The 23,436-nt window shown below is 39.5% G+C and carries 24 protein-coding genes; 12 read left to right on the forward strand and 12 right to left on the reverse strand.

Annotated features, from left to right (window positions below; genetic code table 11):
• Positions 1-228 precede the first annotated feature (228 nt).
• A complete protein-coding gene (locus V7K55_RS21200; protein WP_334834612.1) occupies positions 229-903 on the forward strand; it encodes an ankyrin repeat domain-containing protein in 675 nt (224 codons plus the stop codon).
• Between the two features lie 71 nt (positions 904-974).
• Here V7K55_RS21200 and V7K55_RS21205 read toward each other — a convergent pair whose 3' ends face one another.
• The 3 genes from V7K55_RS21205 to V7K55_RS21215 all read right to left on the reverse strand — a co-directional run bounded on the left by V7K55_RS21205 (position 975) and on the right by V7K55_RS21215 (position 2,679).
• The gene (locus tag V7K55_RS21205; protein WP_334834613.1) at positions 975-1,361 is read right to left on the reverse strand and encodes a hypothetical protein; all 387 of its coding nucleotides are present in this window, start codon (positions 1,359-1,361) and stop codon (positions 975-977) included.
• Positions 1,362-1,495: 134 nt separating this feature from the next.
• Positions 1,496-1,633: a hypothetical protein gene (locus V7K55_RS21210; protein ID WP_334834614.1), complete on the reverse strand. Its 138-nt coding sequence runs from the start codon at positions 1,631-1,633 to the stop codon at positions 1,496-1,498.
• Positions 1,634-1,731: 98 nt separating this feature from the next.
• The gene (locus V7K55_RS21215; protein WP_334834616.1) at positions 1,732-2,679 is read right to left on the reverse strand and encodes an NAD-dependent epimerase/dehydratase family protein; all 948 of its coding nucleotides are present in this window, start codon (positions 2,677-2,679) and stop codon (positions 1,732-1,734) included.
• Between the two features lie 405 nt (positions 2,680-3,084).
• On the opposite strand from V7K55_RS21215, the gene purD reads away from it, so the two are divergent.
• Positions 3,085-4,386, forward strand: coding sequence for a phosphoribosylamine--glycine ligase (gene purD / locus V7K55_RS21220; RefSeq protein ID WP_334834617.1), 1,302 nt, complete (start codon positions 3,085-3,087; stop codon positions 4,384-4,386).
• Positions 4,387-4,549: 163 nt separating this feature from the next.
• Positions 4,550-6,496, forward strand: a complete 1,947-nt coding sequence (gene nblS / locus V7K55_RS21225; RefSeq protein WP_334834618.1) for a two-component system sensor histidine kinase NblS — start codon at positions 4,550-4,552, stop codon at positions 6,494-6,496.
• A 64-nt stretch (positions 6,497-6,560) separates the two neighbouring features.
• Here the strand turns inward: nblS and V7K55_RS21230 are convergent, their stop codons facing one another.
• On the reverse strand, positions 6,561-6,932 hold the full coding sequence (locus tag V7K55_RS21230; protein WP_334834652.1) for a zinc ribbon domain-containing protein: 372 nt from the start codon (positions 6,930-6,932) through the stop codon (positions 6,561-6,563).
• A 248-nt stretch (positions 6,933-7,180) separates the two neighbouring features.
• Between V7K55_RS21230 and V7K55_RS21235 the strand changes: the two genes are divergently transcribed.
• From V7K55_RS21235 to V7K55_RS21245, 3 genes are read left to right on the forward strand one after another with little or no spacing between them, the layout of a single operon-like run.
• Positions 7,181-8,557, forward strand: a complete 1,377-nt coding sequence (locus tag V7K55_RS21235; protein ID WP_334834620.1) for an AAA family ATPase — start codon at positions 7,181-7,183, stop codon at positions 8,555-8,557.
• Positions 8,558-8,559: 2 nt separating this feature from the next.
• Positions 8,560-9,312 carry a chromosome partitioning protein ParB gene (locus V7K55_RS21240; protein ID WP_334834621.1) on the forward strand — a complete coding sequence of 251 codons (753 nt, stop codon included), beginning with the start codon at positions 8,560-8,562 and terminating at the stop codon, positions 9,310-9,312.
• A 42-nt stretch (positions 9,313-9,354) separates the two neighbouring features.
• On the forward strand, positions 9,355-10,035 hold the full coding sequence (locus V7K55_RS21245) for a hypothetical protein (RefSeq protein WP_334834622.1): 681 nt from the start codon (positions 9,355-9,357) through the stop codon (positions 10,033-10,035).
• A 75-nt stretch (positions 10,036-10,110) separates the two neighbouring features.
• Here the strand turns inward: V7K55_RS21245 and V7K55_RS21250 are convergent, their stop codons facing one another.
• Positions 10,111-11,058: a glycosyltransferase family 2 protein gene (locus tag V7K55_RS21250; RefSeq protein ID WP_334834623.1), complete on the reverse strand. Its 948-nt coding sequence runs from the start codon at positions 11,056-11,058 to the stop codon at positions 10,111-10,113.
• Positions 11,059-11,138: 80 nt separating this feature from the next.
• Positions 11,139-12,158 (reverse strand): Npun_R2821/Npun_R2822 family protein, encoded by a 1,020-nt coding sequence (locus V7K55_RS21255; RefSeq protein WP_334834624.1) that lies wholly within the window; start codon positions 12,156-12,158, stop codon positions 11,139-11,141.
• Positions 12,159-12,383: 225 nt separating this feature from the next.
• Between V7K55_RS21255 and V7K55_RS21260 the strand changes: the two genes are divergently transcribed.
• From V7K55_RS21260 to V7K55_RS21270, 3 genes are all read left to right on the forward strand, one after another.
• Positions 12,384-12,569: a hypothetical protein gene (locus tag V7K55_RS21260; RefSeq protein ID WP_334834625.1), complete on the forward strand. Its 186-nt coding sequence runs from the start codon at positions 12,384-12,386 to the stop codon at positions 12,567-12,569.
• On the forward strand, positions 12,559-12,885 hold the full coding sequence (locus V7K55_RS21265) for a hypothetical protein (protein ID WP_334834627.1): 327 nt from the start codon (positions 12,559-12,561) through the stop codon (positions 12,883-12,885). Before V7K55_RS21260 ends, V7K55_RS21265 begins: the two co-directional genes overlap by 11 nt.
• A 61-nt stretch (positions 12,886-12,946) precedes the next feature.
• Positions 12,947-13,183, forward strand: a complete 237-nt coding sequence (locus V7K55_RS21270; RefSeq protein ID WP_334834628.1) for an SDR family NAD(P)-dependent oxidoreductase — start codon at positions 12,947-12,949, stop codon at positions 13,181-13,183.
• 38 nt (positions 13,184-13,221) lie between these two features.
• On the opposite strand, the gene V7K55_RS21275 is transcribed toward V7K55_RS21270, so the two are convergent.
• From V7K55_RS21275 to V7K55_RS21295, 5 genes are all read right to left on the reverse strand, one after another.
• Entirely contained in the window at positions 13,222-14,094 is an 873-nt protein-coding gene (locus tag V7K55_RS21275; protein WP_334834629.1) for an SDR family oxidoreductase, read from the reverse strand.
• 78 nt (positions 14,095-14,172) lie between these two features.
• Positions 14,173-14,916 (reverse strand): tetratricopeptide repeat protein, encoded by a 744-nt coding sequence (locus V7K55_RS21280; protein ID WP_334834630.1) that lies wholly within the window; start codon positions 14,914-14,916, stop codon positions 14,173-14,175.
• 666 nt (positions 14,917-15,582) lie between these two features.
• Entirely contained in the window at positions 15,583-17,277 is a 1,695-nt protein-coding gene (crtO, locus tag V7K55_RS21285; RefSeq protein WP_334834631.1) for a beta-carotene ketolase CrtO, read from the reverse strand.
• Between the two features lie 105 nt (positions 17,278-17,382).
• Positions 17,383-18,141 carry an LmeA family phospholipid-binding protein gene (locus tag V7K55_RS21290; protein WP_334834632.1) on the reverse strand — a complete coding sequence of 253 codons (759 nt, stop codon included), beginning with the start codon at positions 18,139-18,141 and terminating at the stop codon, positions 17,383-17,385.
• Positions 18,142-18,468: 327 nt separating this feature from the next.
• Positions 18,469-18,654 carry a DUF4089 domain-containing protein gene (locus V7K55_RS21295; protein WP_334834633.1) on the reverse strand — a complete coding sequence of 62 codons (186 nt, stop codon included), beginning with the start codon at positions 18,652-18,654 and terminating at the stop codon, positions 18,469-18,471.
• Positions 18,655-18,737: 83 nt separating this feature from the next.
• Between V7K55_RS21295 and V7K55_RS21300 the strand changes: the two genes are divergently transcribed.
• The 3 genes from V7K55_RS21300 to V7K55_RS21310 all read left to right on the forward strand — a co-directional run bounded on the left by V7K55_RS21300 (position 18,738) and on the right by V7K55_RS21310 (position 22,248).
• Positions 18,738-19,094, forward strand: a complete 357-nt coding sequence (locus V7K55_RS21300; protein ID WP_334834634.1) for a glutaredoxin family protein — start codon at positions 18,738-18,740, stop codon at positions 19,092-19,094.
• Between the two features lie 33 nt (positions 19,095-19,127).
• Positions 19,128-20,630: a UDP-N-acetylmuramoyl-L-alanyl-D-glutamate--2,6-diaminopimelate ligase gene (locus V7K55_RS21305; protein ID WP_334834635.1), complete on the forward strand. Its 1,503-nt coding sequence runs from the start codon at positions 19,128-19,130 to the stop codon at positions 20,628-20,630.
• A gap of 154 nt (positions 20,631-20,784) precedes the next feature.
• Positions 20,785-22,248 (forward strand): DICT sensory domain-containing protein, encoded by a 1,464-nt coding sequence (locus V7K55_RS21310; protein ID WP_334834636.1) that lies wholly within the window; start codon positions 20,785-20,787, stop codon positions 22,246-22,248.
• A gap of 360 nt (positions 22,249-22,608) precedes the next feature.
• Here the strand turns inward: V7K55_RS21310 and V7K55_RS21315 are convergent, their stop codons facing one another.
• Positions 22,609-23,277: an AIM24 family protein gene (locus tag V7K55_RS21315; RefSeq protein ID WP_334834637.1), complete on the reverse strand. Its 669-nt coding sequence runs from the start codon at positions 23,275-23,277 to the stop codon at positions 22,609-22,611.
• Positions 23,278-23,436 lie beyond the last annotated feature (159 nt).

Consider the following 23,436-nt stretch of genomic DNA (forward strand, 5'->3'; position numbering starts at 1 on the left):
AGGGCAACTACAGTACAGAACGTATTAAATTTGACTCTAGTATCTCTGGTTAAGTTTTCGTTACATACTTGTAAATTTTCCCGCCCACCTACTTATTCTTGAACAATCTGTTCTTCTTCCCTTGGACTTGTCCTACTAGCTAGAATCACCCTACCCCTACTTATTGAGCCGATACCTAAAGATGATTGGAATTTAGTTTATAGTAAATGGCAAGAAGCAATAAATTTGATGAGAACTGTACCAGATAATAGCGAAAATTATGTGATGGCTCAGAAAAAAATTGCTGAATATAGTAAGAATTTAAGTTATGCAAAACAGCAAGCTACAAAAAAAGAAATTATCAAAGAAGAAAAGGTATTAATATTAATTCCTCCTGTAAGAAGAGAAACATGTCGAGAGAAAGAAATAATAGAGTCTTTATTTAAAGATGTTCAAAAACATCCTCAGATGATTAATGAGCCGATACCTAAATATGCCCCAGGTGCTTGGGGTTCGCCATTTCCTTTATTGCATACAGCAGTTGGATTTGGTTGTAAAGTATACGTCGAATTACTAATTTCCATGAACGCACATGTTAACAATGTGAGTTATGAGGGCTTAAGACCACTTGATTTTGCATATAAAAAAGATATGGCTGCACTTCTCATTGCAAAAGGCGCAAATATTAATGCAACAAACGATAAAGGTTTAACTGCACTACACTATAAAGCGCAAACTAATACTAAAGAAGGTAAGGCACGTATTTATTTAAAAGATATTTTAGAAACATCTGAATTTTTGATATCTAAGGGTGCAAATATAAATGCTAAAGATCGTAATGGCAAAACTCCTCTTGCTTATGCAAAATCAATCAATTTTCAAGAAATGATTAGGCTACTGAAAAGCTATGGAGGACAAGAATAGGTATTATGATATCAAGCCACCCTTAAAAAAGCTTCTGGAACAATCTTGGTAAACTTCTAATCTGCCAGCACTTAATCCGAAGATTCGCCATTGCGTCGTCCGAGTTCAAAAATGCCACAACTAATACACGCAAGTATACCTAAGCTGATTCCCCAACTAGTACCTAAACTGAGTTCTACACCCCAGTTACATAAAGTGCCAAATACCAAAAAAGGCACAATGCTAAATAGTGAAGCGTAGAAAGCGTTTTGGGATTCTCTGGCTTTACGAGTCTTTTCAAATTCTGTTTGGCTGGTATAAAGCGATCGCCCCGCAAAGTTAAACCAACGGTTGAGTTGTTCGATTACCCATTCATTAACTGAGGAAAAACCTAGATATAGCGCCAATGACCACAAACTCGCTCCGGCGATCGCGATCGTGTTTAACTCAAAGCGGAAAGGTAAAATTTCAGTCAGCATTGCTTATGAGAGTCCTGCAAAGGGTTAACTTTAGCTGTCAGTAGATGCTAAACAAACCTCTTGTGCAATTTTAAGCATAAAGGTTAACAATATTTCAACTATAGGATTACTATTTTATTTTTGAACAAAATTAGTTATTGTAGGGGAGCGAGTGCCTTGCGGTGAATCCAACGCTGTAGGCGGGTTTCCCAACGTAGGCGACTGGTGAACCGAAGGGATGTTCCCTCCGTTGTCGCAACTCGCGTTGTGTTAGAACGGAGTTCGTAACGCACCAAACCCTCGATAATAGTGCGTTACGCTGCCGCTAAGACATCCCACTAGTGCGGCATGTCCCCTATTCACCTGCGTCAATACAAAGGAAAATAACCAATTAATACAACGACTTAATCCACTGCCATTCTTGTGTCAAACCCTCTCTTAGAGAGACTTTTGGCTGATATCCAAGAATTTTTTGGGCTTTAGATACATCAGCAGCAGTGTGGCGAGCATCTCCCATTGCTTTTTCTATGTGGTTTCTTTTAATTGGTTTCCCAACGATTTCTTCAATCGTATCTAAAACTTCTGCTAAAACCACCCTGCTACCACCACCGATATTCAAGATTTCTCCCACTGCTTCGGGTGCGCTAGCGGCAGCTAAATTGGCGGCGATGACATCACCAACAAACGTAAACTCCCGCGTTTGCTGTCCATCGCCGTAAATAGGAATCGCCTCATCGTGCAAAATCGATTTAAAGAATTTATGGAATGCCATATCTGGGCGCTGTTTAGGCCCGTAAACTGTGAAATATCGCAATGATACAGATGGCACACCAAAGTTTTTATGATATAGTCTGCACAAAGTTTCAGCTGCTAGCTTAGTAATACCGTAAGGAGAAACAGGTTGAGGACAAATTCCCTCATGAGTGGGTAATGTTTCTGCATCACCATATACACTTGACGAAGAAGCAAACACTAATCTTTTCAGGTGTTTAGCATCTTTAGCTGCTTCTAGCAAAACTTGTGTAGCGTTAATATTTCTTTCTGTGTAACCACGAAAAGCTTTACCCCAACTCGCTCTGACACCTGCTTGTGCTGCTTGATGGTAAACTACATCAACATCTTTTAAGAGTTCCTGCCAATCTAAAAGTTGCATATCTGCTTCGATTAATCTAAAGCCAGGTGAAGAATGTAAATGTGCAATATTTTTATGCTTTAACATCGGATCGTAATAATCATTGAATTCATCAATCCCGATCACTTCTTCTCCTTGTTTTAGCAATATGTCTACAAGATGAGAACCAATAAAACCAGCAGATCCAGTAACGATAATTTTAGCCATGTTGCCTATTTTTTGATACTTTCATAAATTTCTATATTCACAGGTTAGTACTTGTAATCAACGATCGTCATCACTTCAGCTTAATTTTTAATCAATTATTGTACTGTTTTAAACATCAGCATTACTTAAATAAATATACTTAATATTTAAGTAATGCCAGTATATTTATTTAGTTGTTGCTGTTAATAAATCTACTAGTTGACAAAATTGAATCTTAAGAATAAAAGCAGCTTAAATTCTAGCAACAGGATGGACTTAAAACCGATATAGATAATTCTTTCTTCCCCCATCCTGCCTCTTCTAGTGATGAGGGGGCTTGCACAAGTGCGATAATTGGTGAAAAAATTGATCCGCGAGAGCCGAATAGGGAATTCTCGTTTCGCAAGGGACGCACGAGGAAATTCAGTGAAAGTTTTAGTCGTAGGTAATGGAGGGCGCGAACACGCTCTGGCATGGAAACTGTTGCAATCTAAGCAAATCGAGCAAGTTGTCTGTGTACCAGGGAATGGAGGTACAGCAAGTATAGAACGTTGCCAGAACTTGACTCTAGCAGTAGATGATTTTGAGGGCATGAGCCAATATGCTCTGGAAAATGGTATCACTCTGGTGATAGTTGGGCCAGAAGTACCTTTGGCAAAGGGAATCACCGATTACCTCCAAGACAAAGGATTGATGGTATTTGGGCCAGTCAGAGCGGGAGCGCAAATTGAAGCGAGTAAAGCTTGGGCAAAAACTCTGATGCAAGAAGCAGGAATTCCGACGGCACAGGCTGCGGTATTTACGGAGGCAACAGCAGCAAAGTCTTATGTAAGAGCTAAGGGAGCGCCAATTGTCATTAAAGCTGATGGCTTGGCGGCTGGTAAGGGTGTAACGGTGGCTGAAACAGTTGCACAGGCAGAAAGTGCCGTGGATGCAATTTTTCAGGGGCAATTTGGTAGTGCTGGTGAATTTGTTGTTATTGAAGAATGTTTAATTGGGCAAGAGGTATCAGTTTTAGCGTTAACTGATGGGTTAACAATTCGACCCTTGCTGCCCGCTCAAGACCATAAGCGGATTGGTGATGGCGATACGGGTGAAAATACTGGCGGCATGGGAGCATACAGCCCAGCACCCATCGCTACGCCAGAGTTGATGGCACGGATTCAAACAGAAGTCTTAGAAAGAGCGATCGCAACCTTACGAGCAAAAGGCATTGACTACCGAGGTGTACTGTATGCTGGGTTAATGATTGCACCCAATGGCGACTTGAAGGTTTTGGAATTTAACTGTCGCTTTGGCGATCCAGAAACCCAGGTGATTTTGCCACTGTTAGAAACACCCCTAGAAGAATTGATTCTAGCCTGTGTGCAGCAACGATTAAGTGAATTGCCGCCCATTGCTTGGAAAGGGGGAGCATCTGCCACTATCGTTGCAGCTTCAGGTGGTTATCCAGGAGTTTATGAGAAAGGTCAGGTGATTACTGGCATTGACGACGCAGAGGCAACAGGAGCAACTGTATTTCATGCAGGTACAAAGTTGAACCAGCAACAAGAAATAGTGACAGATGGGGGTCGAGTATTAAATATAACTGGAATCGGAGAAAATTTTGAGCAAGCGATCGCCCAAGCCTACGCTGCAATCAAATATATTCAGTTTGAGGGGATATATTACCGGAGAGATATTGGGCATAGAGTGGTAAGTGTTAAGCAGGGGGAGGAAACTCTATAAGCGATCGCCTAACGGCAGTACACAGATTTTGCAGTAGCATCATAGCAGTTGTTGCTCCTGCACTTTTCCATATCTCTCTCCCCTCCAACATATTTGTCGAATTAACTGTTAATTTTTAAGTTGTTGGGCTTTATAACAAAGACTACTAACAACTTTATTTAAGATGCTAAGTCTGTTCAAAACAATTCGAGATGCGATCGCTAGTTGGTGGTCGGAGTTCACACTCCAGACTAAACTACTGGCTGTGGCCACATTGGTGGTTTCTTTGGTGATGAGTGGTTTGACCTTCTGGGCTGTGAATACAATTCAGCAGGACGCGCGGATGAATGACACGCGCTTCGGTCGTGATTTGGGGCTGCTACTTGCTGCCAATGTTGCTCCCCTCATAGCTGACAATAATTTGACTGAGGTTTCCCAATTTTCTCAACGCTTCTATAGCAGCACCTCTAGTGTGCGTTACATGCTCTACGCTGATGAAACTGGGGAAATCTTTTTTGGCATACCTTTTTGGGATGCAGAGGTAGAAAACTCTCTTACCATTAAACGGCGAATCCAACTACCAGAAGATTACCCTGGTGATGGGGAAAAGCCAATGGTGCGGCAACACATGACCCCAGATGGTGTTGTTACCGATGTATTTATTCCCCTGATCGTTAATCAAAAATACTTAGGTGTATTAGCGATCGGAATCAATCCCAATCAGACTGCGATCATTTCCACCAATTTTACCCGCGATGTCACCATTGCGGTTTTTATCACCATTTGGGTAATGGTGATTTTGGCAGGAGTGATTAACGCCTTGACCATTACTAAGCCAATAAAAGAACTGCTAGTGGGGGTGAAGGAAATTGCTACCGGGAATTTCAAGCAGCGCATTGCTTTACCTTTAGGAGGCGAACTAGGGGAATTAATTTTAAGCTTTAATGAGATGGCAGAGCGATTAGAGCGCTATGAAGAACAGAATATTGAGGAACTAACCGCAGAAAAAGCCAAGCTAGAAACCCTAGTTTCGACGATCGCAGATGGTGCTGTGTTAATTGACAACAACATGCAGGTGATATTAGTCAACCCCACAGCGCGGCGAATTTTTGGCTGGGAAACTACTGATGTGGTAGGCTGCAATCTGTTGCATCATTTACCGACAGATGTACAAATGGAAATCACTGGCCCTTTGTACGAAATGGCAGCAGGGGAATGCGAAAGTGCCGAATTCCGAATTTTTATTAACCAACCCATCCCACGGACAATCCGCATTCTCTTAACTACAGTACTCAATGTGCAAAGGGAAAGCATCAAAGGCATTGCGATTACTGTCCAAGATATAACCCGTGAGGTGGAATTAAACGATGCAAAAAGCCAATTTATCAGTAATGTTTCTCACGAACTGAGAACGCCATTATTTAACATCAAAACTTATATTGAAACCCTGCATGACTACGGTGAAGACTTAGCTTTACAAGAACGGCAAGAGTTTCTGCAAACAGTAAACCATGAAACCGATCGCCTAACTCGCCTAGTTAACGATGTTTTAGATTTGTCAAAACTCGAATCTGGTCGTCAGTACAACTTTGATGGGGTAGATTTAGCCCAAGCGATCGAGCAAACATTGCGTACTTACCAACTTAATGCTAAGGATAAAGGTGTTGAACTCCTTCAGGAAGTTGCTGCTAATTTACCTTTGGTAATGGGTAATTACGATTTGTTAGTACAAGTGTTTGGCAATCTGATTGGTAATGCTCTTAAATTCACCAAAGCTGGTGGTAAAGTGGCAATCCGCGCCTACCAACTAGATTTTAAGCCCAATCACACCCAATCTTCCCCAGTGCGGATTGAAATTTCCGATACTGGAATAGGCATCGCTACAGAAGACCAGCACTCAATTTTTGAACGTTTCTTTCGCGTAGAAAACCGAGTTCACACCCTGGAAGGTACGGGTTTAGGTTTATCGATTGTCAGAAATATCATTGATAGACATCGTAGTAAAGTTCATCTGGTAAGTGAAGTTGGCATTGGGACAACTTTTTGGTTCGACTTAGCCGCCTTTGAAGAAAAAGCGCCACCGATACAAGTTGGAGCTATTGCAGAAGCATCCAAAATCACCACAGGTTGAAGAATGGGGTATGGGGTATTAGTTATTCTTTCTTCCTCATCTCCCCACTCTTACAAAAAACAAATCAAGGTCTTAATATCACGAACAAAAAACAGACTAATAATAAACCTAATAGCAACAGCAAAGCCTGATTGCGTTTTACCCAACTTTGCACGGTTACGGCAAAACTGTTAGTGTAACGCTGCTGTTGCAACTCTAACTTTGTCTCTTCAATATTTTGGTAGAGAGTACAGTCTTTGGCATAGGGACGCTGAGGAAAATTGCAAGTATCATCAGCCTGATAAGTGCAGGTGTCGCACAGATACCCGTCCCCAGTGGCGCGGTGCAATGGAATACCGGGATGACCGTAAGCTTTGAGTGTCGTCCGGCAATAGGGACAACTTACAGCTTGATTATCAACGAGTTGATGGCAATGGGGACAAGATACAGTAGCCAAAACCTTTAGTTGCAAATAGGTAAACACTTCGATTCTAGCCATTTACAGGGCTAATGGGGAAATACATAGGTAGCCTGTTAATTATGAGGATGGCTAGGTAACAGAATTCAGCAAAATTACTAGTTTCATGATGATTATTTATATTTTCTAAGTCATTTTTATCACTCAAAATAATTAATGGTATGTCATAATCTAGCAAATATGAGTTTTTGTCCCAAGTCCAATAATTATTTAGAGGTAGAAAAATATTGCCTTTTAATCCTGAGCTATGCCGTAACGAAAGCGAAGTTGAAAGCAAACTCATAGTGCAATATTTGCTACCGCAGCTAGGTTATACTCCTGACACCTGGCATCAAGAAGTTGCCATTGGTAGCATCCGCTTAGATTTCTTAGCATTTGCCGCACAGGTGATTCCCTTTGTCTTAGATGCCAACTCACCCCTGAGTGTCGTCATGGAGGCAAAGCATCCCAAACAAAACTTAAATAATCATGTCCCCCGACTCAGGCATTATTTAACCAGTTTGCATGTCAGATATGGATTGCTGACTAATGGGAAAGAGATTCGAATTTATCAAAAATTACAGAGCGATATTCAGTTAATATTTCAATGCTCTGGGAAGGAGGTTGAGACGAAACTAGAAAATATTAAAAATTTAATTGGTAGAGAGAGTCTGAAAGAAGAACTGTTGGTAGATAAACCAGAAGTTCAAATAGAAAATAATTCCAATTTTGAAATAAAGAGGAAACATTCAATGAAAACGATTGCGATCTACCACAATAAAGGTGGCGTTGGTAAAACTACCGTTGCAGTAAACCTGGCGGCAGCATTACGTAAAAAAGATAAAAGAGTACTTTTGATTGATATAGATTCTCAGGCAAATACTACTTTTGCTACAGGATTAATCAAATTTCAATTTGATGAAGATGACGATTTACGTGAGCAGAATATATCACATCTATTAGAGTCAGGAGATTTTTATTTTGTTCCAGAAATTATGCGACAGTCTCATTTTTTTAATAATCCAGAGATAGATGTTGTTCCCTCACATATTAACCTTATTGATAAGCAAGATAAACTAAATCAAATAGCAGTTAGCCGAAGTAGGCTTATTTCTAAACTCAAAATCGTAGAAAATGATTATGATATTGTAATTATTGATACTCCTCCCTCAAGAGATTATTATGCCGAAGTTGCCCTAATTGCTTCTGATTATTTGATTATTCCTTCAGATTTAAAACCATTTGCAAACCAAGGTTTACCAACAGTCAAAAATTTTCTGAAACAGATTAATGAATATAGAGTACTTATTGGGAAGCAACCTATAAACATAATAGGGGTTCTAGCTTCTAAAATTTCTACTAACGCTAAATTTTTGCAGTACACTTTTCCAAGACAAAGAAGTGTTATATCTGAGCGCTATGAATTACCTTTGATGGAAGCAGTTATTTATGATAGAACCTCTCTGTCAGAATGTATGAATAATTCTATAATGGTAGGAGATTTAGAATACCCAGATCCAAAATCAGTTGTCAAATATGCAGAATCAAAAACTAATGCTCAACAATCTGCTATGGAATTTGAGATATTAGCCAAAGAAGTTTTAGAAGAAATAGGAGTTCATTAATAATGAAATTTTATACTGTTGATGTAAAAAATATTACTTGTGATGTGCCTCTATCCAATTTTTCAAATGATGCTTTAAATAGTCTCGCTGATATGATTATAGAAAGCGGGGGAATTATCAGACCATTAATTTTGAAAACTACAGGTTTAGAGACTTATGCAGTAGTTGATGGATACTTTGAATATTATGCTGCTGTTAGAGCAAGAGAAAAAAACCCTCGTCAATGCGAAATGGTCAACGCTTTTGTAATTTCTCCTAAGAATGAGGATGAAATATTTAAGCAAGTATCTGCATTTAGGGAATTTGGTTCTGATAATAAACCAGAAATTACCGAGCGAATTCAAACAAATCATTCAGAATCAATTACAAAAAACAATGATTTTAGTTTGTTGGAAAAACAAATTAATGAGTTAAGGTCAGAATTAGCACAAGAAAGACAAGAAAGACAGAAACTATACGATACTCTCAAGTTGATTGAAAGTCAGATACCCAAACAGATTACACCATTAGATACATTTAATAGTCTAAGTTTACTAGAACTTACTTTCAGATTAAGAACTGCTGGGTTTACTGATAAAAAAGCTGTACAAGTTGCTGAAAGTGTAGAAAAAGAACGCAAAAAGAAAAAGTTTGAATCTTTGAAAGATGTATTAACAAGAGTGAAAATTGTTAATGGCAAAAAACAGATTAAAGGCATCAGTGGCGATAAAATGGTAGATATTGTTGATAGCTGGTCACGTATCTTGTTTATTTAAAACTTAGTTACATTAGAGCTACAAGAATAATTCGGGGCTAATATGGATAGTCTGGAATCTAAAATTGTTGAAATATTAAAACGTGGTACTCCCATAAGAGCAGTAAAAATTGCTGAGATGCTGGGAGTTGAAAGACGGGAAGTCAACCATTACTTATATTCTTCATTGAAGAATATAGTTGTCCAAGACAGTGACTATAAATGGTCATTGAAGACAAATGAAGTAGGTAATAATCAGCGTATACCAACTCAACCACGAATACCTCAAAACCAAGCATCAAAGCCTGTAACGCAAAATAACGTCTACAGTTTTACCAAAAAGGAAATTCAACAAGATACTACGATTAAACCACCAATTCTGCCAAATCAATTCTCACAACCTGTAAAGCAAACGAATCCCTATGAAGTTGTCAGGAGAGAACTTGCTCAAGTATCTTCCGAGGAAAAAGTAGAAATTCTAGAAAATGCTTTTAGACAAGATAGATATGCAGAGTTAGAAGATGAGCAGATAAATGCTCTCCAATCAATTTTAGAAGAGGCTAGGCGGGAGGTAAATATAGCTAATAGGGCTTATACACAAGGAAAACTAAGCTTTTGGAAGACTAACTCTTTAGCGATCGCAGTCGTATCTATAGCTTTAACTCTTGGTACGTTCTTCATGATTAGTCAACTGAGATCCAACTCAACTTACCAACCTACCCCAACTATTCCACAAAATAGATAGATTTGCCAATTTATTTGCGGTTTCGCGTTAGCTTTTACACATAAGCTAAAACTCAGTTGTAGAATATGTCAATGCCTAACCTCGCACCTGTCGCAGTGCATTAAACGCCTTACCTCGTAACCCAACTGGTAACAGAGATAATCCTAAAGCAGTCCAAGCTTTAGGAGTTGAAAAAGACTGTCCCGCTAAAACTAGCTCTCTGCCTTTTTGCGTTTCACCCTTTTCAATTAAACGCAAACCTAATAATAATTGCGTTTCAGTTAGGCGATTTTTCCTAATTGCCTCTATTTGTTTATAATCAAACTTATAACTTTCTAAATAGCGCATTTTATCAAATAAATAAGGAATTGCTCGATTAATACCTTGCTGTTCTGCGTGAGTGCGATATTCCATCAATAATTCTGGTAAATAATAACCCGTTTTTCCAGCCAAAGCCAGACGCACAAATAAATCATTATCCTCACAATTTTGCAGATTTGGCTGCATATATCCTAATTCTTGCAAGGTTTTACGGCGAAATAATGTCGCTCCAACTTGAAAGCTTTGCTGAATAAATACGACTTCCAATAAATTATTTACAACACCTGCGGGTAAATTCTTCCTACCCCAGCGCTGAGAATTTTCTTGAGTTTTGGCCTCATCCCGGACATTGTTAATATCAATTATCCAATGGTCTGTACCAACAAAATCAATGCTAGAGTCTTGAGTAATAATCGCTGCTGTACTTGCCAGAAAATCGGGTGTTAGCCGATCGTCATCATCAAATTTAATAAAATATTCACCGCTAGCAGCATCAAAGCCAGAGCGCATATTATTACTTTTACCAATATTTTGCTGATGACGGATATATTTAATCCGATTGTCTGTGTATTGTGACATCAATTCAGGTGTGCGATCGCTAGAACCGTCATCACAAACAATTAACTCAAAGTCTTGCTCAGACTGATTTACTACACTGTCAATGGCGTAAGGAAGAAGATGAACACGATTAAAGGTAGGAACGCAAACAGTAATTTTAGGCATATAATTATATACTAAATAAATATAAAAAATAGACAGATTATATCAATTGCTAATTTAAAGCATCGTCAATTAAGCTATATTTAGCGGATAGCTCTTTGAATTTTATTTATTGTTTTGTTGAAAAGTTTATTAGTCTTTGCAATTATACTAGGTGGTTTTAACTCTTTTGGTCTTTGTTCTGGCTGTTTGAGAAAGCGATAATGTAAAAACTCATTTGCATAACAGATATTAACATCTTGTCCTTGACATAACTGGGCAAAATCATGAGAAGAATAGCTCATATAATGGATGCGATGAATGGGTTTTAAGCCATCTTGATTGTAAAGAACATTATTAATATTGACGAAAGGATCTGCATTGGCACAGTTGCCTGTTCTATCTTCACCATTGGGACTAAGTGTAAAGTTAAAAAGTGGGCGATCGCAGCGCAAAGTCATATAACTAAACAAAAAAGAATCATCCCACCATCCATATCCATTAATCCATTCAACTTCCCTATCGGTAATTAATCGCTCTTTTATTAGTTCAATCTCTTTAACAGTAAATAACCCTCGTTTAGATCCAAAAAAGCTAGAACAATGCATATTAGAACGTATATCTGCTTCTGTATACAGCCCAGTTTGTTCTATAACTGAGATATTTAATGCTGCAACAGGTCTATCCTTAAGGTGTTCCCAATCATCAAAAACAAAATCAGATGTTTCTAGCTTGTCAATTACATTATTTAGTGGCTTCATTGCCAAGCTATCAGCGTCATAAAATACAAATTTATCAAAAATACCCTCAAAAGCAACAAATCTTCTTTGTAAATGACTTTTGTACCAACTAGAGCGTGATAATTTTGTCTCTTTTTCCCTGGGGTGAGCCGCCCAGACCTGATGAGCAAATTCTTCCCAGCGTTGAATTACATCCCAATTATCAAATAGGATTACATTCTTTCGAGCATTAACTTCTTGCCTAATTAGGTCTAGTTGATCGTTGTATGGAATAATACAAATAGGGATATCTGCGCTAACATTCACCTCAATGCTGTTTATTAAAGCTACTAATTGGTCAAACACCACATCATTAGCAAGGGTGTAAATACCGAAAGAATCCATTTTGATAAACCCTTTTTATCTCTAGTTACTGAGCAACGCAGACAATATTATCGTTATTTCCTGAGCTATTATTCCCAAATAATGAATAATATACACATCTTTACGCTTTGTGCTGAGAGATCGAGGAGAAAGTGATTTTGGTTAGTGTAGTCAGGATAGCATCCTACAATTAATATACGTATACAAACTATTCATAATCGTGCTGTCAAAGGCGGAGGCTAAACATTGGGACAATTGCAAGCACAACCTCTGGTTTTGTCAGACTCTCAAAAAAATTGGGTTTTACTCGGTGTCGGACTTGGGGTGTTCATGTCTACCCTTGATGTGGGCATTATCAATGTTGGACTTGTTCTAATGCACTGGTATTATTGCGATCGCTGCCGTAAGTTTCACAATTTTTTTGGTAGTTGAAGCGATCGTAGAACAGCCGCTACTAGAGCTACACCTGTTTCGCAATCTTCAGTTGAGCATGGGTTTGCTAAGTGGCTGTCTGGGGATTAGCACCTTTGATGCTCAAATTACTGAGCTTGGCTATGTGTCGCGCTATTTTATTTACGGCATTGGACTAGGTTTATTCCAATCGCCCAACAACAGCACCGTCATGGGAGCAGTACCAAGGGAACGGCTAGGGATCGCTTTGGCTTCAATTGGAGCAACAGTAGTATTGGCTGCTAGGCGTGGCGAGTGGCGATCGCCTCCAGGCATTAGCAGAACGCATCGAAGCTAGCGGTGGAAAGGCATTGGCTATTGTCACCGATGTGACTGACGAAAACTAGGTAAATAACTTGGTGGCCAAGGCAAATGCAGAATTGGGAAGGGTTGATATCCTTGTGAATAATGCAGGAATTGCCTTACTTGGAACCATTGAAGCTGGAAATAGCTCAGACTGGCGGCGATCGTTTGACCTCAATGTACTAGGACTGTTATATGCTACTCATGCTGTTTTACCTTTATTCTTTTCCCTGATATCTGGTAAAAGTACCCTAATATTTATTTGTAGTAAAGCTTTCACGCTTGTAATATAGAGCATTTAGGGCAAGTCGCTTTGCTCCAATAAAAAAAGTCATTCGATGATTAATTCCTGCAATTCTTTTCGTAAAGACAAAGGCTCATAACCCAATGCAAAAGCTTTAGAACTATCTAAAGAAACATCTGCTGGTCTAGCTGCTGACATTTTCACATCTTGTTGTCGGCAGGTTTTGAGTTTGGTAGCAGGGAGTTGAAATATTTCAACTAATATCTTTCCAAAATCATAACGTGAAATCCGCTCTTTACCACCTAAGTGAATGATGCCGTTAACTTTTTCTAATGCTAACAAAAGTCCTTTAGCGGCAGTTTTTCCACTGACTGGGGTACGAAATTCATCTATAAATAAATTGAGTTCTTTTTCTGCTTTTAAAGTTTGAATAAATGGCTGAATAAAGCTTTTTGCTGTAGGTGTAGCTGCACCAAACATCAACGGCATTCGACAGACTGCTGTCATCGGATATTTTTCTAGCATACCTGCTTCTGCGATCGCTTTTTGCTCACCGTAAAGGTTGACAGGACACACAGAATCTGTTTCTCGATAGGGAGCATTTAAGCCATCAAAAACCAAGTCAGTAGAGGTAAAAGCACAAGGAATAGAGTTATCCGCGCAAAGTCTGGCAATATTGCAGGATGCTGTGACGTTAATTGCGTGCGATTCTTCAGGGTGGGTTTGACAAAAATTTGGTTGCGAATGTGCGGCTGTATGAATCACTGCTGTTGGTTTGACATCACTAAATATGCGCTGCAATTCCCGAAAATCTGTTAAGTTCACTTTTAGCATTTCGATACCAGGAATTTCTAAAGGATGGGATAAATAAGTGCCATAAATCTCCCATTCTTGTTTTGCAAGTTGGCAAAGATGCCATCCTAAAAAACCACTGGCTCCGGTGATTAACAATTTTTTCATGTCTAATCGTAAACCGCTCAAGAAAAAATCCTTGTTACAGCAAGCTCATATTTTACACTGAGTGGTGGTGACAAAATACTATTGCAGTAATTCCTGAAACTGCTTTTCACTACGCACTTTGCTAAAGTCTGGATCGGTTTTGGCTAATTTCTTGTATTTATCAGGAACCAGCTTGATGGCTTTGTCTAGATTCTCAATTGCTAATTCCAGATTGCTTTGTAAAGCATAAGAGCAAGCTTTGTTGTAATATGCTTGGTGTAAATCTGGCTTGATGGCGATCGCTCTATTATAAGATGCAATAGCGTCTTGGTAGCGGTGCAGCTTTGTCAGAGCAATGCCTCGGTTAATTAAAGCTTCATATTTGTCGGGTTTGATAGCGATCGCTTTGTCGTAAGATACAACAGCATCTTTGTAGCGTTGCAACGATGTCAAAGCTATGCCACGATTATACCAAGCTTCATATTTGTCGGGTTTGATGGCGATCGCTGTGTCGTAAGATACCAGAGCATCTTTGTAACGTTGCAACGATGTCAAGCCTATGCCACGGTTAATCCAAGCTTCAGGACTCTCAGCTTTGATGGCGATCGCTTTGTCATAAGCTTTTATTGCATCATCATAACGTTGTCCATCTAATAAATTATTACCTTGATGAAAAAAATCTTCTGCTTTTTGGGTAGTCTTCGCTTCTATGAAAAGCTGGGTTACATTACTTTCTTGGACAACTTGTGTAGTCTTTTCTATTGATGAGTTTGCCCCACCACTACAACCAAAAGCAAAGAAAGCTATCAAACCAGATGCAACGAAGCAGCGCTGAAAAACCATGCTGTACCTACAAAAATTATGAGACGATGTTAAAATTCGTTCGTTTTTTGAGTATTATCAAAATACACTAATTTTTACCCATTAATTCACTTATATTTTTAGAAACAGCTTGCTTAATAATGCATATATGCTTATTTCAATCAAGCGGATATTACATTATCATATTAAATACACATAAAGCAATTACTTAGAACTTATTTCACTAAAGAAACATTATTTTTGTTGCTGTATATGTTGTAATAGTAAGTATTTGGGAATATTTCTTTTAGCTAGCGAGGTTGCGATCGCACTAGTTTTTTGCCAAACAATGATGTTAATTGCTTTATTCTATCAATCAATTATCTAAGCTAATCGTCATTCAAATTACGTCTTTGCATCTTTCTAGCAATTTTAACTATGCAACTTCAGAACGCATCACGCATTATATTAACAAATTCTGGGGGGGGTAAATCTCCCGCTTCTAACAATGTCTTATTTTGTGGCGATGGTGATTTGTATATTTATTTAATCATTGCTCGTAGCAGATAAAATAAAGCAATCTCATATCTATGAAGAGAACATTTTAGATAATGCCTCCATGTCTTTTTCATCCCAAACTATATTTTAATTACAAAGACATGAAGGCAAAAAATAGATAATGAATGATATGCTCTATCTTTCCAACACCTAACTAATGCCAAATACCGACTCGACAGTTGACTTAATCGAATCTCGCGCATCCTTCAAAGTTTGGCTAATGGGATGCTTTGCTTGCAAAAATACACGCGCACAATTGCGTCCTGGCATTCCCGAAATCGAACCACCTGGATGAGTCCCTGCACCAGTCAAAAATAGATTATCAATAGGCGTTTTGTAGTTCGCTATTTCTGGTAAGGGACGGAAAAATATCATCTGATCTAAAGTCATATCAATATGATAATAATTTCCTTTGTACGCACCTAATCTTTCTCCTAATTCTGCTGGGCTTTCTACACGACGGGCGATAGTTGCATTCTTGACATTCGGTGCATAGTCTGCTAACTTATCAATCACCCTATCTGCAACTTTGTTTTTCAATTCATCTGTCCAACCAGTACCTTTTAAACCAGTGCCTTCTGCACCGGCAATTTGATAAGGGGCAAAGAATTCAATCCATACGGTGTGCTTACCTGCTGGTGCTAATGTAGCGTCTAAATAACTAGGCATTACCACATACATTGATGGGTCAGCATCAGGAATTTCTCCCAAGGTGCATTTACTATGAGCCTGTTCTACATGAGCCACAGAATCAGCAATTAAGATAGAACCAACGAGATATTCGTCTTTGTGGGCGTGGTATGGAAAACGCAGTGGTTCGTCTAAAGCTAAGTCTATCTTGAGGATGGTTTCGTTATTGTTAACAATGCGGCGTTCTAACCTTTCCCATAAATCTGGATCGGCTCCATCAACATCGCTTTTATCAGTCATTTGTAAGAACAACCGCTTGGCATCAATATTAGAAATAACTCCGTATTTGGCACGATATTCTGTACCACCAGCAACCCGCACACCAACAGCTTTTCCATCATCAATTAAAACTTTTTCAACATGCTGATCTGTGAGAATAACGCCACCTTTACTTGTGACTAGATTCACTAAAGCTTGCACAAGTGCGCCAGTACCGCCGCGAGGTCTGGCCATTCCAGGATTATGACGCATTGCCATCATAATTGCACCAATGGCAAGGGTTTTTTGTGATGGTGGCGCACCAAGTTCTGATGCTAATCTGGCTAGTGGTGCTTTCAGAAATTCCTCATCAAACCACTCATTAAGTAAATCTTCAGCACTGGTTAACATGGTGCGAATGAAGTCCAGCGTTTTATTGGGAGAACCAATAACCGAAAATAAATCTTTCAGTTTGGTGATGTCGTAGTTACCAACGATGTCTATAATTGATTTTGGTGGTGCATTAAACATAGGAATCATTGCACCTAGCGATCGCTGCCAAAAGTCTACAAATTCAGCGTATTTTTTGGCATCACGTTCGCTGTAACGGGCAATTTCTGCACAAGTCTTTTCTACTGACTTATGTCCTAAGAAATACTTACCATCAGGATGAGGACAGAAAACAACCGGGTCGCACTCCAGATAATGCAAGCCGTATTTTTCTAGTTCTAATTCTTCAACAACTGGCCCCAAGTGAATAAATTCATGGTCAATAGCACATAAGTTAAATTTAAACCCAGGAGCTTCTTGGGGTAAACATTCTTCAGTTGTTGCTGCACCACCTGGAACAGAACGCTTTTCCAATAACAGGACACTATAACCAGCTTTCAGCAAATAAGCTGCACAGACTAGCCCATTGTGCCCAGCACCGATCAGCACAACATCATACTCTTGCATAGTTATCATTTTGAAATTAAGTAGCTTTCAAAAGCTTATAAAATTTTTTAAGCGTTTACATCACTCCCTAGTTACAAAAATTATCTTTAACTAGTGTCAATACTACTAAGGAGATAGTTCAGTTATTGATGACGGTATTTGCTTCACTTGAGTTTGTACTAGGAGTATTAAACTACCAATTTCTACTTTTATATCTTTAATGCTGAACGCCATATCTTCCCATTTTAAATATGGTAAGTTCATTAATTCTTTAGCTTTCTGCATGAAAGCTGTAGCTAATTCTATTGAAATCCCCTCTCCCTCAGTGCAGTTAAAACTTTCTAGCATCGCAGATTGTGAATCAGTGCGTGGGCGAAGGAGTGCAGTGTAAGCTAAAGGGCGAGTATTTCCCATTTCCTTTAACAGCACTCTTCCCCTACATTCTATTTTGCCGTCACCAGGTAAAAATATTTGAATTTCTTGTGCTTCAAAACTCACAATTTCACCATCTACATCCAAATCAAAATTTTGCATCTGGCTGAGAACAAAGTCTGATGCCAAGGCGCGATTAATATCTACTTCTGTAAGTATAATTCTGGCTGTGGCATTTACTGGCTCATTGAGTTCTATTTGACCAAAAAGAGCGCTTAAAGGATTAATGTTAATAGTATCTGTTTGCAGTTTTATTTCCTGTATGCGAATGTCTTCTTTGATCGCTAATCCAAAGCCAGCAACCGAAACCCCATCTGCCTGTCCCTGAACTATTTTCAAAAGATCGGTTTGTATATCTATTTCTATTTTTTCGGCTCCATCTAGCTTTTCGGATATTCTCCTTTCAGCTTCCTGGGATAGAAATTCTTCTTCCAAACGATGCTCATTAGGCATGAATTACTACTCTCATAAATGTCCTCTTAATATTTACTGTAAAGGCAAGATACTAAGGAGCGAATCTATATTTTGGTATATGTAATTTGGAGAATTAAGGTAATTTTTCATTTATGAGTAAAACTACTTTCATTAGTCAAAGAACTTATTAATTAATTACAAATAAACTTGAAAATGTATCTAAATATATAGGTAGAGGTAAAGATTTGCTGAAAACAAGCATGACTTCCAGAAAAAGGTATCTTCAGTATTTTCGAGAAAACCATGAAAAAAGAAGCTTTTAAGTCTCAGTATATTTGCAAAAATCAAAGCTGATTCTTATAGCTATTATGGTTCAAATATAGGTGCAGCTTCAATTTCTTCTGTTAGAGGAAACTCATTAACAAGATTAGCGATCGCCATAATTCTCTCAAAATTTGCCACCACCCCATCCCGATCCTCATCTCTTAGCTGCAAATCCACTAACAACGCCATAAGCTCAACATACTCAACCACATCAAACTCTTTTCTCATCTCTCCTCCTCTGCGGACTCTGCGCCTCTGCGGTTCGTTAGTTATTCTAAACTTATAACCTCTTGCCACACCTCAAATAAACAATGCGATTAATTTTATACAGTAAACCAGGCTGTCATTTATGCGAAGGCTTGCAAGAAAAGCTAGAAAAAATCCAAAATCTTAGTTTCGAGTTGGAAATTAGGGATATTACGACTCGTGAAGATTGGTTTGCTGCGTATGAGTATGAGGTGCCGGTACTTTATTTATCGAACCACAGAGGCGCAGAGGAGGACACTTGCGTGCGGGGGTTCCCCCCCGTTGAGCAAAGTGTCCGTGGCGCAGAGGAAGAAATTATAGAAGCACCATTGCCGCGTCCTTCTCCTCGTGCTAGCGTGCAGCAGTTGGAGCAAATGTTGCGTAAGTATTTAGCCAATTACGAAAAAAATAATGCAGAATAAGCGCAAGATCAAGAATGTGACGAGGTTCACAACATGAAATTGCGGGAATTACTAACGGCGGTAGACAGTCTTGAGCAATTGCCTAGCCATCCGACTTTAGAGGATGTGGAAGTTAGGGGTTTGAAGACGAATTCTCATGCTTGTCGTGTGGGAGATTTGTTTATTGGGATGCCAGGAACGCGAGTTGATGGTGGGGAATTTTGGCAAAGTGCGATCGCATCGGGGGCTGTAGCTGCGATCGTCTCTCCTGAAGCTGCACAAAAAAATCCTCCCACAGATCAGGCTGTAGTCATCAGTGCAAGTAACATAACTCAAGCTTGTGCCCAAATAGCCAGTGCTTTTTACGGCTATCCGGGGCGAAAACTCAAGCTGGTAGGTGTAACTGGTACAAATGGCAAAACTACAACTACCCATTTAATTGAATTTTTGCTGATCAAAGCTAATTTAGCTACAGCTTTGATGGGAACTCTCTACACCCGTTGGGCAGGTTTTGAGCAAACTGCTGCCCACACTACGCCCTTCGCCGTGGAACTGCAACAGCAGCTAGCAGAGGCTGTAAAAGCTGGTAGTGAGTTTGGGGTGATGGAAGTAAGTTCTCACGCTTTAGCCCAAGGGAGAGTGCTGGGTTGTGAATTTGAGGTGGCGGTATTTAGTAATCTTACCCAAGACCATCTCGACTATCACAGCGATATGGAAGATTACTTTGCCGCCAAAGCGTTGTTATTTAGCCCTGATTATCTCAAGGGACGGGCAATAATTAATGCTGATGATTCCTACGGTAAACGGTTAATTGCCTCGTTAGATTCCTCACAGGTTTGGAGTTACAGTGTCAACGACAACAGCGCTGATTTATGGATGAGCGATTTAAGTTATGAGCCGAATGGTGTCAGTGGTACATTACATACACCAAAAGGTGACGTAGCTTTTCGATCGCCTCTAGTCGGACAATATAATTTAGAAAATCTTCTAGCAGCCGTAGGAGCAGTTTTACATTTAGGGCTAGATTTGGAGTTGGTGGCATCTGCGATCCCTGATTTTCCTGGAGTTCCAGGACGGATGGAACGGGTACAAATTAGTAATGAGCAAGATATTAGCGTGATTGTGGATTATGCTCATACACCCGATAGTTTGGAAAATTTACTGAAGGCTGCACGCCCGTTTATACCTGGAAAAGTGATTTGCGTATTTGGTTGCGGAGGCGATCGCGATCGCACTAAGCGCCCAAAAATGGGTAAAATTGCTGCTGAGTTAGCTGATGTGGCAGTAGTGACATCAGATAATCCCCGGACTGAAGATCCAGAACGAATTTTAGAAGACGTTTTGGCAGGAATTCCCCCCACAATAAAACCAATGGTAATTTGCGATCGGGCTACTGCAATTCGTACTGCTATTTTACAAGCACAACCAGGTGATGGAGTCTTGCTTGCTGGCAAGGGTCACGAAGACTACCAAATTCTTGGTACTGAAAAAATCCATTTTGATGACCGAGAACATGCACGCGAGGCTTTACAAGAAAGACTGAACATACAACGTTAATTTGGGCATTGGGAATTGGGCATTCCTAACTTTCCCCATTCCCATTTTTCATAGTTAATGTTTCTTTCCGTGGGGATTTTGGAAAAAATGCACACATAAAGGTGAAAATCGAAGACAGAATTATTTCTTGCTTCATCCTTTTTATGCTTGACTCATGAATGTTTCTTTGGCTAAGGATCTGTCTGTTTATCAACTGGTTATGGGAGTGCAAGTGCCTCCAAAACCATTGTCCCTCAGTCCTGCTACTCTGCTATCACTGGTGAGAGCGCAAATTGACTTACTAATTGAGCAGCAAATTGCAGCCACTTTATGGGTGAAGCTACCACCAGAAAAAATTTGGCAATCAGAATTAGCACGTTATCAATCCTCAGTGGGTGCGTCTAGTCTCATCTATACTTGCCAGATTGAAGAGAGCGGAAAAGGGAGAGTAGGGGAAGATGAAGGAGGAGGGGAAGAAAATACTCGCTCATCTCCCTCGTCTTCTTCATCTCCTCATCATGTCACCGTTCACCTGCCACCAGATAGCCAACTGCGACGGGAAAACTTTCTTATGGTTTTATCGCCCCAGTTTTCCAGTTTAATTTTGGCTCATCGACCACTTAAAAAACGCAAAAATCAGATATCGACAAAGGTAAATACTAATAAAAATCAGCCATTGCTGATTATCACAACTGTTGAGGGGAGAGTAATTCAGCAAGTATTAGATGGTATCCAAAAAGCAATTGCACCAGAATCATCCCCAATTGTACCTGCTGATTTTATTTGTCCAACTGTGCCTCAAGCCGCACTGATGACTCAACTATTTGCCAAACAACTCCTACGACAGGATGAAATTAATCGTCAAATCATCACAGCTCGCACTACCAAGTTGCAGCAGCTAAATCAAGAACTGCACGATAAGGATCAACTCCAAGATGAATATCTGAAGAATCTATGTCAAGAACTGCGTACACCTCTGACGCACATGAAGACAGCACTTTCGTTATTGAATTCTCCTAATCTCAAGCCCCCGCAGCGACAACGTTATTTACAGATGTTAAATACCCAGTGCGATCAGCAAAATTCCCTAATTACTGGTTTATTGGAACTGTTGCAACTAGAACGTAATTTAGAGGGGACGGCTTTAGAGTCGGTGCGACTCTCAGATATTGTACCGGGAGTAGTCAGTACCTACCAACCTCTAGCCCAAGAAAAAGGGATTATGCTAGCCTACACCGTACCCACTGAACTCCCATCTATTTGGTGTGTGAGTGGTGGGCTGAGGCAGATTGTAATTAATCTACTGCACAACAGCATTAAGTTTACTCCTAATGGGGGTGAAGTATGGGTGCGTGCTCGTCTTCAAGGCGATTATGTCCAATTAGAATTTCGCGATCCGGGTATCGGGATTGCCGAAAGTGAGATTCCTAAAATCTTTGACCGATTTTATCGGGTGCGTGCAGCAGCAACTGAAGATTATGGTGGTGCTGGTTTGGGGTTAACAATAGTACAGCAATTGCTGCTGCGCTGTGGCGGATCTATTTCTGTGAAAAGTAAATTATATGAAGGTTCCACATTTACAGTCCAACTGGCGACTGTTAACAATACCCCAAGAGCGATCGCAATAGAAAAGGACTGATAAGTTTTGATTATCGCCTGAGTAACTTTGTGGTGTTATACAACTTTACCTTTTTTAAGGTTAATCAAAAAAAGCATCACAAATTTAGGCATAATCTATAGGATTACTATTTGATTTTTGAACGAAATTAGGTATTGTAGAGTGTGTTAGAACGGAGTTCGTAACGCACTGTTATCAAGGGTTTGATGCCGTACTCTCCGTGATAACACATCCTACGGATATTTTCAGAAATCAAACTGGATTCCTATATGTTGCTCATAAAGTTAATAAAAGGAATTAAAGTTTTAATAACCAGCTAATTATCTCTCTTGTGAACAATTAGTTTTTAATTCCTTCTTTTCCCCAGCTTACCAATAATTATTAGCTAGAAGTTTTTGGGATGACGGCGGTAATTTGGCGGAGCATCATGACTTGCCAATAAGGTATGGGAGTAAGCAATACAGTCCCTGTTCCCTCAAAAGTATTGACAAGAAACTCTCCAGAAGTCATCGAGCCTAAAAGAGATTTGGTAGCTTTTTCAACGCGATATCTTACAGTACTTGTGCGAGCGATCGCAAAATTTCCATCGACAACTAATCGGTCATTTTGTAAATTTATTACTTCTACAGGGCCTTGTGCTACCATTACCACTTTACCCCTGCCTTTGACTTTTGTTTGAAACAAGCCCTCGCCACCAATTAAGCCTGATAAAAACTTGTTTCGTTCAATTCCTACTTCCACAGCGCCATCACTAGCCCAATAAGCGCCACTATCTAAAATCCATTCACTACCGTCTAATTCTATAATGTGATATCCCGCTAAAGACGGCTCTAAATATAATTCACCCGTACCTGTATATGTAGGACGGAAAATGTTTTCTCCTGTCGCTAAGGATTTTAAAAATCCGCCTGCTGAAGGGGGTTTAGATTGCATCTGAATGTTGCCGCGTATATAGTACATAGCACCAGATTCAGTCTTTACTGTTTCGTTTTGCAAAGTTACCTTGACTAAACGTAAGCTTTCTCGTTCGATTACTTCAAAATTTGCCATAATTTTCCTGTTGATTTTTGCCCAAATGTATACTTAGCTTTTAGCCAGAATTTATATCCATTTTTGGCATCTATTTTTAAAGATGGCAAGTTATATTATGTCTGCTCGATTGTTTATTAAACCCGAAGAACCCCACCCCGCCAAAGCTATGCTTTGTCT

It is taken from the genome of Nostoc sp. (genome assembly GCF_036919895.1).
GTDB lineage: Bacteria > Cyanobacteriota > Cyanobacteriia > Cyanobacteriales > Nostocaceae > Nostoc.